Origin of the sequence: Absicoccus sp. (genome assembly GCF_034090965.1) — a bacterium.
GTDB lineage: Bacteria > Bacillota_I > Bacilli_A > Erysipelotrichales > Erysipelotrichaceae > Absicoccus > Absicoccus intestinalis.
Genome location: NZ_JAXDRQ010000067.1, coordinates 18329 through 32902, shown reverse-complemented (window position 1 = coordinate 32902; position 14574 = coordinate 18329). Strand labels below are relative to the sequence as shown.

The following is a 14574-nucleotide window of genomic DNA, read 5'->3' as shown; positions in this document are numbered from 1 at the left end:
ACAGGAGTCGAACCTGCGACGTTTCGCTTAGGAGGCGAACCCTCTATCCTGCTGAGGTACTGGGACATTCTTAAAAATCTATTCAATTTTATCTAGTTATCATATCAAAAGGCGTTTGTTCCACCTAGCCCTTAGGAGGCGAATGCTCTATCCAACTGAGCTACAGAAACGAATGTAGTTCAGTGAAGTCATGGATCGTTTCGACATGATTTCTCATAAAATCACGACGATTCCAATCGTTTTCAATGCCAATACAACGAATTCCCAATGAACGAGCGGTTTCAATCGCATACATGGAATCCTCAAAGACAAGGGTATCTTTTGGTGTGGCATGTAACTTGTTTAATGCATAGTTGTAGATTTCTGGTTCGCGTTTGGTCAAATGCAATTCTTCAGCCGAGAAGATGGCTTGCATCGCATCATACATATCCAATCGTTGTAAAACCGATTTTGTGACATGATAATCATTGGAAGTGACAACGGCCATGGTTGTTCCTTTTTTAGCTTGTTCATGTACAAATTCAACGGCACCTTGGGTTGCTGGAACATGATGTTGATATTGATTGATCACAAAGGACATACAGAAATCATTCATTTGTTCAATGGTGGCATGGGGATAATAATATTTCTTGATATAAACAAGAACTTCACTAAAACGCTTGGTCATAAAGGTCTTTTTAGCGCGTTCAAAGTCTATATCAATATGTAGTTTTTCAAATAATGCCGTAATGGCATCTTCCCAAACATACATGGATTGAATCAAGGTATCATCTAAATCAAATAATATCGTTGACATATTCTCTCCTTAAATGGCGCGCCCGACAGGAATTGAACCCGCAACCTTCAGAATCGGAATCTGACACTCTATCCTATTGAGCTACGGGCGCACATCGCTATTATACCACACTCTTTATTGAATGCATGAGGAAAAATATGATATAAATACACATGGAAGGTTCAGAAGGAGAGAAAAAATGGCGAAACGTATTATTCAAGTACAAGAAAAAGTTCCTTTTCGTTTATTAGCACCCTTGAGTCTGCAACATATGTTTGCGATGTTTGGTGCTTCCGTATTGGTTCCCTTTGTCTTAGGAATCAATCCAGCCGTTGTGCTATTGATGAATGGAATTGGGACCCTATTATTTATTTTGATCACGAAAGGAAGAGCGCCGGCTTATTTAGGAAGTAGTTTTGCGTTTTTAGGACCGGCTTCCTTGGTTATTGCGAAATGGGGGTTTCCCTATGCCCAAGGTGGCTTTGTCGTTACCGGCATTTGTGGGTGTATTCTTGCCTTTATCATCTACAAAGTAGGCACCAAATGGATCGATATTGTCTTACCCAGTGCAGCCATGGGACCCGTTGTGGCTTTGATTGGCTTGGAATTATCCAGCAATGCAGCTTCTAATGCGGGTTTGTTGGATAAAGTGGTCGATCCGGCCAATGTGATCGTATTTGCGGTGACTTTAGGCGTGGCAATCGTTGGATCGGTTTGTTTCCGTAAATTCTTTAGTGTGATTCCCATCTTGATTGCGATCGTTTGTGGTTACATCGCAGCCATTTGCGTGGGTATTGTTGATCTACGTCCTGTGCAAGAAGCATCCTTCTTCATGATGCCTCATTTTCAAGCACCAAAATTCGACATTCATGCGATCTTGATGATCTTACCGGTATTATTGGTCATTACTTCGGAGCACATTGGTCATCAAATTGTAACCAGTGAAGTCGTTGGTCGTGATTTATTAAAAGATCCGGGCTTGCATCGCTCTTTGTTTGCGGATAATTTTTCCAGTGCCTTGAGTGGATTGGTTGGATCGGTTCCTACCACAACCTATGGCGAAAACATTGGGGTCATGGCCATTACGGGCGTATATAGTGTCCAAGTCATTGGTGGAGCGGCAGTCTTATCGATCATTTGTTCGTTTATTGGTCCTTTATCGGCCTTGATCCAAACCATTCCGGGACCGGTCATTGGTGGAATTAGTTTCTTATTGTATGGTATGATTGGAACATCCGGATTGCGTATTCTTGTTGATGATCAAGTGGATTACTCAAAAAGTATCAATATGATCTTGACCTCGGTTGTCTTTGTGACCGGTTTATCGGGTGTCACGATTCATTTTGGAACGGTTGAATTGACTGGTATGGTCTTGGCATGTGTGGTTGCGATGCTTTTGAGTTTATTGTTTTATGTTTTTGATAAATTCCATCTATTAAATCCAGAAGGATAAGTGCTTGTGATTCATCAAGCACTTTCTTTTTATTTATGGTAAAATTGACTATATCTAAAGAAAGTTATGGAGGAGAAGAAATGGAAAAAGAAACCAATAGCAAGAACTTTATTGAACGCATCATTGATGAAGATCTTGCTGACGGAACATATACAAAAGTGGTTACTCGATTTCCACCAGAACCCAATGGCTATTTACACATTGGCCATGCGAAATCGATTTTATTAAATTATGGCCTTGCCCAAGAATATCATGGTGATTTCCACTTACGCTTTGATGATACCAATCCTATGAAAGAAAACAATGAATTTGTAGAATCGATTGTCAAAGATGTGGAATGGTTAGGCGCTAAATATGTTGGTGGCGTACGCTTCGCATCCAACTATTTTGATCAAATGTATGAAATTGCCATCAAATACATCAAAAAAGGGGTGGCTTATGTCGATGATCTATCGGCCGAGCAAATTCATGCCTATCGTGGTACTTTGACAGAGCCTGGCAAAGAATCTCCGTATCGCAATCGTTCTATTGAAGAAAACTTAGATTTATTTGAGCGAATGAAAAATGGCGAATTTGAAGATGGTTCAAAAACATTGCGTGCCAAAATTGATATGGCCAGTCCCAATATCAATATGCGAGACCCTATTCTTTATCGTGTAGCCCGTATGACCCATCACAATACGGGAGATAAATGGTGTATTTATCCGATGTATGATTTTGCCCATCCCATCGAAGATGCGATCGAAGGCGTAACGCATTCCATTTGTACCTTGGAATTTGAAGATCATCGACCACTATACAATTGGGTCGTGACCCAAGCTGAGTTTCCAAATCCACCGAAACAAATCGAATTTGCGAAAATGTATTTGACCAATGTCATTACCGGAAAACGCTACATCAAACGTTTGGTTGACCAAGGCATCGTGGATGGTTGGGATGATCCACGCCTAGTTACGATTGCTGCTTTACGTCGTCGTGGCTTCACACCGGAATCCATTCGTAATTTTATGGAAGCAGCGGGTGTATCCAAGAGCAATTCCAGTGTGGATTATGCCATGTTGGAACACTTTGTACGGGATGATCTGAAACCCAAAGCACCACGCTTGATGGCTGTTTTAGATCCGATCAAATTAGTCATCGATAACTATCCGGAAGGACAAGTTGAATATTTGGATGCTCCATTGAATATGGAAAATCCCGAATTAGGTAACAAAAAAGTGCCATTCTCCCGTGAAGTTTGGATCGAACGCGACGATTTTATGGAAGAACCCCCAAAGAAATATCGTCGTTTCTTTGTTGGTAATGAAGTTCGTTTGATGAATGCTTATTTCGTGAAATGTACAAGTTTTGAAAAAGACGAAAATGGCAAGGTGACCATCATTCATGGTACCTATGATTCGGAAACGAAATCGGGTACGGGATTTACGGGACGAAAAGTCAAAGGTACGATTCATTGGGTGGATTGTGGACATGCCATCCCCGCAACGGTTCGTTTGTATGAAAACCTGGTGGATGAAGAAAAAGGTGTCTACAATGAAGATGGATCGGTCAATTTAAATCCAAATTCATTGACGGTATTGCATCCTTGTTACGTGGAAGAAACCATCAAGAATTACACCAATGGGGATCGTTTCCAATTTGTTCGTTCTGGTTACTATAATTTGGATCCAAAAGATAGTAAAGACGATGCTTTGGTTTTTAATCGCATTGTTTCTTTAAAGAGTTCCTTTAAGTTACCAAAAAAATAAGTCAAGTCGAAAGATTTGGCTTTTTTTTGGTACAATAGAAGTAACAAAAGAGGAAAGGAGGAGAACAATGAATCTCGATGTAATGAAAAAGCTCAGTTATGGTTTGTTTGTATTGACAGCTCGTGATGGTCAAAAAGATAATGGCTGTATCATCAATACGGCTGTTCAAGTGGCGAGTGAACCCAACACCATTTCGATTTCGGTCAATAAAGCGAATTATACCCATGATATGATCCTAAAGACGGGTCAATTTAATGTATCCATCTTAAGTGAGCAGGCGAAGTTTGATACGTTTTCGCATTTTGGCTTCCAAAGTGGACGAGATGTCGATAAATTTGCGGAAGTTTCCATTTCTCGTGCGGAAAATGGCATAGCGATCATTCATACGGATCAAACCAATGGATATCTTTCTGGAAAAGTGATCCAAGCCATTGATCTGGGCAGTCATACTTTATTTATTGCCACCATCGAAGATGGAGATGTATGGGACGATACCCCTTCGGCTACGTACGCCTATTATTTTTCGAACATCAAACCAAAACCGGAACCAAAAAAACGCAAAGGCTGGATCTGTACGATTTGTGGGTACATCTATGAAGGCGAAGTATTGCCAGACGACTTTATTTGTCCGGTTTGTAAGCATCCGGCATCGGATTTCCGACCATTATAAGGAACTGGAAAAATTCCAGTTCCTTTTTTCAAAAAAAACAGGAGCGGATGCTCCTGCAAGCTTAATTTTGTAGATCCTTTTCCAATCGATCGATACCCACTTGGATACGACGTAAGCTTTCTTCTTTTCCTAAGACATACGCAATCTCAAAGGCGCCTCCTGGAGTGGCACGTTTACCGGAAAGAGCGGTACGAATCGGCCATAAAACAACGCCATTTTTTACCTCCAATTGTGTTGGTAATTTCATCATTTCTTCACCAATCGCATCGACACTATCCCATTGATCAAAATCTTTCAATAAATCATAAGCGGCTTTTAAGGAAACAATGGATTTTTCTTTGGTTGATTTCTGACGTTTATGTTTATACATCTCCAAATCATAATCTTCTGGCAAAGCTTCAAAGAAATCGATCATTTCGGTGATTTCATCTTGATCAAAACGATCAATTCGAGATTGGATCAATTCCGCAATATAAGCTAGATCCAAATCTTTGGTGATGACTTTCTTTAAATACGGCTCTACCTTTTGATAGAAGGTTTCCTTTGGCATTGCTTTGATGTATTCACTATTCATCCAAGTGAGTTTATCAATATCAAAGATGGCTGGACGCTTGGAAATACGATGTGTATCAAATATTTGGATCAATTCATCCATAGAGAAAATTTCTTGATCATTTTCTGGTGACCATCCCAATAAGGCAATATAGTTAATGATGGCTTCGGGTAAATAGCCTTTGGCAACTAGATCTTGGAACGAAGCATCGCCATTTCGTTTGGATAATTTATGATGTTCATCTTTCATGACGGGTGGCACATGGACATAGATGGGACGTTCCCATCCAAAGGCATCATATAAAAGATTGTATTTTGGAGTAGATGATAAATATTCATTGCCACGAACGACATGACTGATTTCCATTTGGTGATCATCAATGACATTCGCAAAGTTATAAGTCGGGAATCCATCGGATTTGATCAATACTTGTTCATCCAATAAATCGCCATCGACTTCAATATGGCCATAGACTTCATCATCAAAATCTTGGGAACCCACATGATCGATGGTTTGGCGAATGACATAAGGTTGACCTGCATCTAATTTGGCTTGGATTTCTTCGGGTGTCAAGTTCTTGCATGGATCATGAAAAACAAAAGATTCACCTTGTTCTTGTCGTTGCTTCTCAATGTCTTCTTCACTGCAGAAACAATAATGGGCTTTCCCTAATTGGATCAATTCTTCGGCATAGCCTTTATACATAGGCAATCGTTCACTTTGAATATAAGGACCATAATTGCCACCGATATCGGGGCCTTCATCCCAATTCATGCCTACGCTTTTCAGGGTATCATAGATGATTTCGGTTGCTCCTTCTACTTGTCGAACCTGGTCGGTATCTTCAATTCGAAGAATAAAATCACCATTGTCATGTTTGGCAATCAAATATTCGAATAAAGCTGTTCGTAAATTACCAATATGCATATATCCCGTTGGACTGGGAGCAAATCGTGTACGCGTTTTTTTCATATCAATTTCATCCTCTCGATGTTTCTATTCTACTCTAGAACGCGCATTCTTTCAATCCATCCGAACAACTGGAAATTGGCAGGATGGATAGATATAATGGAACCATGAGACCAAATAAAACCGCGTCCTTGATCTTAGGATTTGCGTCGACATTATTAGTGATTGCCTTTTTTATCATTACGTATACGCATGATCAAAAAGTAAAGGAACATACAGCCAATTCATTTCGCTTTGAAAAAGAAACGTTTGTCGTCAAGGGAACGGCGTCTTCCGATAAGATTGCGTATACATCCATTCAAGAGCTGGATCTTGTTGATCAAGTAGCCATGGATGATCCGCTTCAAATGGATTATTTTAATGGAGAAGCTGACACCAAAAAGTATGGGAGCGTACGGTGTTATGTATATGTGCACCAAAAACCGTTTATCATCATTCAAACCCAAAAACGGATCTTTGTGATCAATGATCATAGTGAAAAAGCCACAAAACAATTGTATGGAAAAATACAAGATAAAATGAAATAAAAATGCACAAATGTCTTATTTTTTACTCTAGTTGCATAAAAGTTGCATAAAAAGATGGAAATCCATCTTTTTTTTCTTATAATAAAGCTATAAAGAGGACACAGATATGTATTTATGTATTGATTTAAAATCTTTTTATGCATCCGTAGAATGCAGTGAAAGAGGATTGGACCCTTTTGCGGTGAATTTAGTCGTGGCCGATCCAACGCGTGGAAATGGGGCTTTGTGTATGGCCATCACACCAAAAATGAAGACATTGGGAGTGAAAAATCGTTGTCGCATCTTTGAGATTCCCCAGGGCATGGATTATATCGTGGCCAAACCACGGATGCGATTGTATATGGAATATGCAGCCAGGATCTATAAGATTTTTCTAAACTATGTAGCCAAAGAAGATATTCATGTGTATTCCATTGATGAATCGTTTTTAAATATTGAACCCTATATGAAATTATATGGTCTATCTCCCAAAGCGTTGGCGAAAAAGATCACGGATGCGATTTTCGAACAAACGCATATTACGGCTACTGTTGGGATTGGGACCAATTTATATTTGACCAAAGTAGCACTGGACATTCTTTCCAAACATGTACCTGATAATATGGGGTATTTGGATGAAGGTCTGTATCAAAATATGTTGTGGCATCATAAACCCTTGACCGATTTTTGGCGAATTGGACCCGGCCTCAGTCGTCGATTGGCGAGCCTGGGTATTTTTGATATGTATGATCTAGCCCATTATCCGGAATCGATTTTATATCAGGTTTTTGGGATTCAGGCCGAATATTTGATTGATCATGCATGGGGCAAAGAACCAACGACGATCCAAGATATCAAAGCGTATCATTCACAGGCGCATTCGATTTCCAATAGTCAAATTTTGTTTGAAGATTATTCGTATCAAGATGCGTATTTGATCGTCAAAGAAATGGTAGATGTCAATGTATTGCGATTGGTCGATGAACATTTAGTGACCAATCGGATCGCATTATATGTGGGATATTCTAAAAATTGTCGCAAAGCTTCTTCGGCAACTACCAAAATTACGAATTGTACCAATTCCTATCGAATCTTATTGGCTGAATTTAAACGATTGTATCAACGAATCGTGGATCCGCACTATCCCATTCGTCAAATTGGTTTGTCTTTTTGTGATGTCAAGGATGAAAGATATGAAAGTTATGATTTGTTTACGAATCCAAATGCCATTGAAAAAGAAGCATCGGTCCAAAAAGCCATTATTGAAATCAAACAAAAATATGGAAAGAATGCCATTTTAAAGGGCATGAATCTGGAAGAAAAAGCAACGGCTCGAAAGCGAAATTTGTTGATTGGAGGGCACAATGCCCAATAAAAATCGAGCAGCTATCTTTCAATCGTTTGATTCTTTAAAGGGCTTAAAAGAATTATTGGCGCAACAAGAGAAGATCATTGTGAAACCAAAGATCTTGGATGAAGATGCAAGAGATGAATTGGATCGGCAAATTCATTTGATCCAACCAGGCATGATCGTATGTATCACGTATTACGATGGCCAACATTATATACAAAAAGAAGGCATGGTATCCAAGCTGGATCTGAATGAAAAGTATATGCAAATTGTCAAACAAAAGATTTCGCTGATCGCTATTATCGAAATGGAAGGGGTGGGACTGGAAAGACCCTTATAAAAAGATCGATCCCAATGGATCGATGCTTTTCTTTATTCGCTTTTTGAGAATTGGTCTTTACCAACGCCACATAATGGACAAGTAAAGTCAGCAGGAAGATCTTCCCATTTTGTGCCTGGAGCAATACCATTGTCTGGATCACCTACAGCTTCATCATATGTCCATCCACATACGTCACATGTATATTTCATCTTTTATTTCCTCCTTATCTTTACTATACAAAAAAATTTGGTCTTTGGCTATATATATGCCTCGATACAAAAATTAAGAAATATGGTATAATTAGCAAACTACGGAGGGAAAAAGCAATGCAAATAACGGTAGTAGGGGGAGGCAAAGTTGGATTTACTTTGGCTTCACAACTCGAGAAAGAGGGACATGACATTGCCATCATTGACAATCGTTTGAAAATTATAGAAAAATGTGCCGATCAATTGGACGTTCTTTGTATCCATGGAAATGGTGCGAATGTAAATACATTAAAAGAAGGAAACATCGAAGAAGCCGATATGATGATTGCGGTGACCGGCAGTGATGAAGTGAACTTGATTTGTTGCATGTTGGCAAAAAAATTAGGTGTGAAAAACACCATTGCCCGTGTTCGAAATCCGGAATATGTCAATTCCATTGAATTATTAAAAGATGAATTGCATCTTTCCATGAGCATCAATCCAGAACGAGGGGCCGCTCGTGAAATTGTCCGTTCTTTACATTTTTCACAAGGTGTACATGTCAGTACCTTTGCGAAAGGACGCGTTGAGATTGCCGAGATCATCGTGGGCGAAAACAGTTTGCTTTGCGATGAAAAAGTACGCTCGATTGGCTCACGCCATCATGGTACCGTATTGATTTGTGCTGTCAATCGAGGCAAAGAAGTTATCATTCCAGATGGCGAATTTGTGATCCAAAAAGGCGATCGTATCTCTGTGATTGGAACGACCCAACATATTGAATCCTTCTTGATTACTACCGGTGTTTCCGAATATCGGAATTTCAATGAAATCATGATCGTTGGCGGTGGAAGGATCGCCTATTATCTAACCAGCATGATGTTAGGTATGAATATTCGTGTCAAGATCATTGAAAAAGATCCGGAAAAATGCCGTCAATTGGCCCTGCAATTTCCCGAAGCCAATGTGATCCTTGGCGATGGAACCGATCAAGAATTCTTATTAAGTGAGAATTTAACGACGATGGATGCATTTGTCGCATTGACCGACAATGATGAAGAAAATGTTATTATTTCCATGTTTGCTGCCAGTCAAGGCGTTGAGCGTGTCATGCCAAAGATCAATCGAATGTCTTTAGAATTTTTGTTGGAAAAATTCGATATGTGCAATTCGGTATCGCCAAAATATATTACGGCCAATCGAATCGTTCGGTATGTGCGGGCAATGCAGAATGCGGTTGGATCCAATATTGAATCTTTGATCACATTAAATGAAAATACCGTCGAAGCCTTGGAATTTCGGGTTCGGAAAAATTGTAAATTTATTGGGATCCCATTAAAAGATCTGACATTTAAACCAGGCATATTGATTGGCTATATTTCGCATCATGGTCATCCTGAAATTGCTAATGGAAATAGTTCGGTGCAATTGGATGATACGATCGTAGTGGTTAGTTCAATTCCAAAGTTGAGGGATTTAAATGATGTCTTGGCTTAAATATGAATTTCGAAAATTAAATTGGCGTGTCATCGTTAATGTGATCGGATATGTTTTATTGGCATTGGCCGGTTTATTGGTGGCTCCATTGATTTGTGGTTTGATCTATCATGAAGATATTTCATCCTTTGTGATCGTGATCATCCTTTCCTTGCTTCTTGGCTTACCTTTTTCACGTGTAAAAGTCAGTCATGCCTCGTATTTTGCCAGGGATGGATTGATGGCGGTGGGCCTGTGTTGGATCGTTTTATCCATCATTGGCGCTTTGCCTTTTTATCTGTCGGGTACGATCCCGCATTATATGGATGCTTTATTTGAAGCCGTATCCGGCTTTACGACCACGGGATCCAGCATTTTAAAAGAAGTGGAGTCCTTACCAAAATGTATGTTGTTTTGGCGAAGCTTCACCCACTGGATCGGTGGTATGGGAATCTTGGTCTTTGTCTTAGCCATCTTACCCAAATCCAATGATCGTTCGATGCACATCTTACGGGCGGAATCACCAGGTCCCGTCATTGGCAAGTTGGTTCCACGATTGCGCCAAAGTGCCATGATCCTATACTTAATGTATATGGGATTGACCATCATCGAGGTCATCCTCTTGGTCATGGGGCACATGCCGCTTTTTGATTCCTTATGTAATACCTTTGGTTCTGCCGGGACCGGTGGTTTTAGTGTGACCAATCAAGGAATCGGGGAATATCATAATGCCTATTATGAATGGGTCATTGGTATTTTTATGGCCTTATTTGGGGTGAACTTCAACTTTTACTTTTTCTTAGTGATCCACGATTTTAAAAACGCCTTTAAGATGGAAGAAGTCAAGAACTATCTATATGTCATTTTGGCATCCACGGCATTGATCACGATCAATATATTATCCATGTATAACTACGATGTCGTTCGCTCCATACGCTTAGCCTTCTTCCAAGTATCCAGCATCATCACGACCACAGGCTACTCATCCTGTAACTTTGATTTATGGCCGACCTTCTCTAAGATGGTCTTATTGTTGTTGATGGTATTGGGCGCTTGTGCCGGATCGACTGGAGGCGGTGTGAAAGTAAGCCGAATGATGATCGTGGTTCGTCGAATCAAAGCGGATATTCAACGAAGCGTACACCCACAAAAAGTAAAAGTGATCACTTTTGATGGAAAGGCTGTCCCTGAAAAAGTGGTCAATCAGATCATGAGCTATTTTGGCTGTTACATATTGATCATGGGAATTTGTTTCTTTTTGGTTTCCATTGACGGCTTTGATATGGAAACGACCATTTCTGCTTGTGTTTCATGTCTTGGCAATATTGGTCCTGGATTTAAACTGGTTGGTCCCTTTGGAAATTTCCATGCCTTTAGTGATTTATCAAAATTGGTCTTGTCTTTGGCCATGTTGATTGGTCGTTTGGAAATTTTCCCAATCCTTATTTTCATTGCACCATTGATTGGTCATGGACATAAGAAAAAGAAACGCGCTAAAGAATCCATTTATTTATACGATGAAAACAACATCTAAGCGATGTTGTTTTTTTATGAAAAAAAGATTGACCATGAAGGTCGATCTATTCTTGATCTTGTAGAGGTTGTTCAAACCGATTTTTCGCTGTACTGCTTGGTACGGCCGTTGGATAATTGCCAGAAAAACAAGCATCACAATATTGATGATGACCAATCAATTGATACAGTTGATCCAAAGGTAAATACTCCAAAGAATCGGCATCAATGATCTTACAAATTTCGGACACACTGTGATGACACGCAATCAAGTTTTCTTTTGAATCAATATCGGTACCATAGAAACATGGATTTAAGAAAGGGGGAGCAGAAATGCGGACATGAATCTCTTTGGCACCTGCATCTCGCAATAAGCGGACGATTTGTGCCGAAGTTGTACCACGAACGATCGAATCATCGATCAATACAATGCGTTTTCCCTTAATCTCACTGGAAATCGGATTCAATTTGATATGTACCTTATCAATCCGTGAATCTTGACCAGGGGAAATAAACGTACGACCAATGTACCGATTTTTCATAAAGCCCATAACATAAGGGATACCGGATGCTTGACTGTAGCCAAGGGCAGCATCCAATCCTGAATCCGGTACACCAACGATGGCATCGGCCTCGACTGGACAGCTTTCCCATAATACTTCACCGGCTTTTTTACGTGCTTCATGAATGGAAATTCCATCAATGACAGAATCTGGCCGGGCAAAATAAATATATTCAAAAATACAAATATGTTTCTGTTTTTCATGAATGTGGTGACGATAACTTTGTACACCATTTTGATAAAAGACCAACATTTCACCTGGTTCCAAATCACGGATGAAATGGGCATTCACAACATCAAGAGCACAGCTTTCACTCGCAACTACATACGTTCCATCATCGCATTGTCCATAACATAAAGGACGGAATCCATAAGGATCACGGACAGCGATCATTTTCGAAGGAGACATAAATAATAAGGAATAGGCACCTTCTAATTGATCCATGGTACGGCGAATGGCTTCTTCGATGGATCCTGTTTTTAAGCGTTGTTGCGTGACTAAATACGCAATTGTTTCTGTATCTGCGGTTGTATGGAAAATGGCACCACCCAATTCCAATTGATTGCGCAATTCATAGGCATTGGTCAAATTACCATTATGGGCCAAGGCCAGAGGACCTTTTTGATGGTTCACTTCCAAGGGTTGTACATTGGCACGATTTGTTGCGCCGGTTGTACCATAGCGACAATGTGCAATGGCCATTTTTCCTTGCGGTAAAGAAGCTAAATCATTTTTATGGAAAACATCACTGACTAGACCTAGATCTTTTTTGGAATAGAATAAGCCATCTTGATTGACAACAATGCCGCAACTTTCTTGTCCACGATGTTGCAGGGCATACAGGCCATAATAAGCCATTTTCGCTACATCCATGGGTTGTTTCGCATAGACACCAAAGACACCACATTCTTCATGTATCATAAATTTCTCCTTTAAAGACAAAAAGTCGAGCACCCAAATACATTTGTGTACCCGACACTTTGTCGTTTACGAACACATTATCAACGACAAAGTTTTTTTTGTCAAGCATCGATACTTGAATATCCCATCAAGTATGTATCGACTTCTTTTGCGGTTTTTTTGCCTTCCGCAATGGCCCATACGACCAACGATTGACCACGACGGCAATCGCCAGCTACAAAGATATGTTCATCTTTGGTCTGATGTTTTTCATTGGTCGCAAAGACATTTCGTGGGGTCATCTCCAAATGGAAATCTTTTCTGATCGTATCTTGTACGCCCACAAAACCAGCCGCAATCAATAATAGATCACAAGGCAAGGTCTTTTCGGAACCTTTGACATTTTGTAACTTGCCATCTTTGAATTCGACTTGAACAGTTTTAACAGCGGTTAATTGACCATCTTTTTGAATGAATTCTTCAATGGTCGTTTGATAAATACGAGGATCATGACCAAATTGATAAATGGCTTCTTGTTGACCATAATCGGTCTTACAAACCTTTGGCCATTCGGGCCATGGATTGCTGGCGGTTCTGGTATCCGGTGCTTTTGGCATCATTTCCAATTGCGTAATGGATTTACAACCATGACGAATACAAGTACCCACACAGTCATTTCCGGTATCGCCCCCACCAACAACGATTACATGTTTGTTCTTGGCACTGATATAAGGTGAATCCGTTAATAGATGCTTGGTGTTTTGACTTAAGAAATCCACCGCAAAATATATGCCTTTCGCATCACGACCTGGGCCCTTCAGATCACGTGGCTCTTTGGAACCCGTACAAAGTACGATCGCATCGTATGCTTTTTCCAAATCTTTTCGTTTGATATCTTTTCCTACTTCGGTATTACAGATGAATTTAATACCTTCTTTTTGCATCAAGGTGATCCGACGTTCTACATAGGTCTTATTGAGTTTCATATTTGGAATACCAAACATCAATAAACCACCGGGATAACTATCTCGTTCATAGACGGTGACTTGATGACCACGCTGATTCAAAAGATAAGCCACGGTCAATCCCGCCGGACCGGCGCCAATGACAGCTACTTTCTTTTCGGTATGGACAGTTGGGATTCGCTCTTTCATCCAGCCATGCTCATAGGCATATTCAATAATGGCTTTTTCATTATCATGACAAGTCACGGGTTCGCCATCAAAACCATTTAAGCATGCCTTTTCACAAAGGGCAGGACAAACCCGACCTGTGAATTCCGGGAAGGGGTTTGTCTTAAATAAACGGGCAAACGCAAAGTCCATTTGATTTCGATAGATGGCATCGTTCCATTCTGGAATCAAATTATGAAGTGGACATCCGGTGACCATGCCTTTTAATTCCATGGCCGATTGACAATAGGGAGATCCACAGTTCATACAGCGTGCTGCTTGTTGACGACGTTTCTCTAAAGGAAGATCTTGTTGGAATTCTCGGAACGTTTGAATTCGCTCTTTTTCATCCATCCAAGGATTCGCTTGACGTTCATATTCTAAAAATCCTGTATATTTTCCCATACGTCATCCTC

The 14574-nt window shown here is 40.1% G+C and carries 13 protein-coding genes and 1 tRNA gene; 8 read left to right on the top strand and 6 right to left on the bottom strand.

Features of this window, described 5'->3' with window-relative positions:
- Window positions 1-160: 160 nt before the first annotated feature.
- Window positions 161-796: an HAD family phosphatase gene (locus tag SOS22_RS10095; protein WP_320597087.1), complete on the bottom strand. Its 636-nt coding sequence runs from the start codon at window positions 794-796 to the stop codon at window positions 161-163.
- 14 nt (window positions 797-810) lie between these two features.
- A tRNA-Arg gene (locus tag SOS22_RS10090) sits at window positions 811-887 on the bottom strand.
- A gap of 87 nt (window positions 888-974) precedes the next feature.
- On the opposite strand from SOS22_RS10090, the gene uraA reads away from it, so the two are divergent.
- From uraA to SOS22_RS10075, 3 genes are all read left to right on the top strand, one after another.
- Window positions 975-2228, top strand: a complete 1254-nt coding sequence (gene uraA / locus SOS22_RS10085; protein ID WP_320324621.1) for a uracil permease — start codon at window positions 975-977, stop codon at window positions 2226-2228.
- An 80-nt stretch (window positions 2229-2308) separates the two neighbouring features.
- Complete coding sequence (locus SOS22_RS10080; protein WP_320597086.1) at window positions 2309-3976, top strand: glutamine--tRNA ligase/YqeY domain fusion protein; 1668 nt, start codon at window positions 2309-2311, stop codon at window positions 3974-3976.
- A gap of 67 nt (window positions 3977-4043) precedes the next feature.
- Entirely contained in the window at window positions 4044-4646 is a 603-nt protein-coding gene (locus tag SOS22_RS10075; RefSeq protein WP_320324619.1) for a flavin reductase, read from the top strand.
- Between the two features lie 61 nt (window positions 4647-4707).
- Here SOS22_RS10075 and gltX read toward each other — a convergent pair whose 3' ends face one another.
- Window positions 4708-6171 carry a glutamate--tRNA ligase gene (gene gltX, locus SOS22_RS10070; RefSeq protein ID WP_320324618.1) on the bottom strand — a complete coding sequence of 488 codons (1464 nt, stop codon included), beginning with the start codon at window positions 6169-6171 and terminating at the stop codon, window positions 4708-4710.
- Window positions 6172-6275: 104 nt separating this feature from the next.
- On the opposite strand from gltX, the gene SOS22_RS10065 reads away from it, so the two are divergent.
- The 3 genes from SOS22_RS10065 (at window position 6276) to SOS22_RS10055 (ending at window position 8365) form a co-directional block, all read left to right on the top strand.
- A complete protein-coding gene (locus tag SOS22_RS10065) occupies window positions 6276-6695 on the top strand; it encodes a hypothetical protein (RefSeq protein WP_320597085.1) in 420 nt (139 codons plus the stop codon).
- 106 nt (window positions 6696-6801) lie between these two features.
- Window positions 6802-8049: a DNA repair protein gene (locus tag SOS22_RS10060; RefSeq protein WP_320597084.1), complete on the top strand. Its 1248-nt coding sequence runs from the start codon at window positions 6802-6804 to the stop codon at window positions 8047-8049.
- A complete protein-coding gene (locus SOS22_RS10055; RefSeq protein ID WP_320597083.1) occupies window positions 8039-8365 on the top strand; it encodes a YolD-like family protein in 327 nt (108 codons plus the stop codon). The genes SOS22_RS10060 and SOS22_RS10055 overlap by 11 nt, the downstream gene beginning before the upstream one ends.
- A gap of 32 nt (window positions 8366-8397) precedes the next feature.
- On the opposite strand, the gene SOS22_RS10050 is transcribed toward SOS22_RS10055, so the two are convergent.
- Entirely contained in the window at window positions 8398-8556 is a 159-nt protein-coding gene (locus SOS22_RS10050; RefSeq protein ID WP_128519364.1) for a rubredoxin, read from the bottom strand.
- A 117-nt stretch (window positions 8557-8673) separates the two neighbouring features.
- Between SOS22_RS10050 and trkA the strand changes: the two genes are divergently transcribed.
- Window positions 8674-10032, top strand: a complete 1359-nt coding sequence (gene trkA / locus SOS22_RS10045) for a Trk system potassium transporter TrkA (protein ID WP_320597082.1) — start codon at window positions 8674-8676, stop codon at window positions 10030-10032.
- Window positions 10019-11545 carry a TrkH family potassium uptake protein gene (locus tag SOS22_RS10040; protein ID WP_320597081.1) on the top strand — a complete coding sequence of 509 codons (1527 nt, stop codon included), beginning with the start codon at window positions 10019-10021 and terminating at the stop codon, window positions 11543-11545. Before trkA ends, SOS22_RS10040 begins: the two co-directional genes overlap by 14 nt.
- A gap of 46 nt (window positions 11546-11591) precedes the next feature.
- On the opposite strand, the gene purF is transcribed toward SOS22_RS10040, so the two are convergent.
- Together purF and SOS22_RS10030 are read right to left on the bottom strand one after the other, a co-directional pair.
- Window positions 11592-13007: an amidophosphoribosyltransferase gene (gene purF, locus SOS22_RS10035; protein ID WP_320597080.1), complete on the bottom strand. Its 1416-nt coding sequence runs from the start codon at window positions 13005-13007 to the stop codon at window positions 11592-11594.
- Between the two features lie 101 nt (window positions 13008-13108).
- On the bottom strand, window positions 13109-14563 hold the full coding sequence (locus tag SOS22_RS10030) for a glutamate synthase subunit beta (protein WP_320324611.1): 1455 nt from the start codon (window positions 14561-14563) through the stop codon (window positions 13109-13111).
- Window positions 14564-14574 lie beyond the last annotated feature (11 nt).